Source organism: Caballeronia sp. ATUFL_M2_KS44 (genome assembly GCF_023630965.1).
GTDB lineage: Bacteria > Pseudomonadota > Gammaproteobacteria > Burkholderiales > Burkholderiaceae > Caballeronia > Caballeronia concitans.
Genome location: NZ_JALQEA010000078.1, coordinates 1 through 908, shown reverse-complemented (window position 1 = coordinate 908; position 908 = coordinate 1). Strand labels below are relative to the sequence as shown.

Here is a 908-nt window from a genome sequence, read left to right as displayed (position 1 = left end):
TAAGAGGCGTTAACAGAATGACTTTTGCAGGTGTCGCCAGCATATGATGCAGCAAGCGATTTCGAGCAAAGCCTCGTGGATGAAAGCGAGGCGCTCGAAGCGAATACGCAGTCGGCGAAAGTTGTGAAGCCACGAAATGGTCCGCTCCACGACCCAGCGTGTTTTGCCTAGACCGCTACCATGAGGCTGACCGCGCCGAGCGATTTCGGTTGCAATGCCGGCTGCATGTAGTGGACGTCGATATTTGTCGTGGTCGTAGCCTCTGTCGCCCTGAACGACTCGAGGCTTCGATAGGGGTCTGCCACGCTTGCCGCTGATGGGCGGGATAGCCTCGACCAGAGCATGGAGTTGAGTGACGTCATTGCGGTTAGCGCCGGTGAGTATCACCGCGAGCGGGATGCCCTGCGCCTCGGTGATGAGATGGTGCTTTGAACCGGGTCGCGCGCGGTCTGTGGGATTCGGTCCTGTTTTTGACCTGAGCCCACAGCGCGGATTGAAGAGGAATCGACGATGACGCGAGACCAGTCGATTTGGTCGGCTGCGCGCAATCGCGCAAGCAGCACCTCGTGCAACTGGTCCCAGACGCCGGCGGCCTGCCAGTCACGCAAACGACGCCAGCAACTCATGCCGCTGCCGCACCCCATCTCGCGAGGCAGTAGGTCCCAACGCAGGCCCGTCTGTAAGACGAAGAGGATGCCTGTGAGCACGGCACGATTGTCGAGTGGCTTGCGCCCCGGATAACGAACGCGCCGTGGCTTCGGAGGGGGCAGCAACGGTTCGATGAGTGCCCAAAGGTCGTCGTCGAGTATCGGCTTGGCCATATCCTTTTCGTCGTCGAAACAATGAAAAGGTTAACAGGATTCATCGAGTGTAAACAGCCCTTCGCTCATTTTGTTAAAGGTTCTAAG

The 908-nt window shown here is 58.4% G+C and carries 1 protein-coding gene; it reads right to left on the bottom strand.

Translation table 11 applies throughout. The annotated features are described in order from the left end of the window. Positions 1 to 9: 9 nt before the first annotated feature. Positions 10 to 821 (bottom strand): IS5 family transposase gene (locus tag NCR39_RS29305; RefSeq protein ID WP_250456292.1). Its coding sequence is split into 2 segments (ribosomal slippage): positions 10 to 473 and positions 473 to 821, totalling 813 coding nucleotides; the frame shifts between segments, so codons are not numbered across the junction. Between the last annotated feature and the right edge of the window lie 87 nt (positions 822 to 908).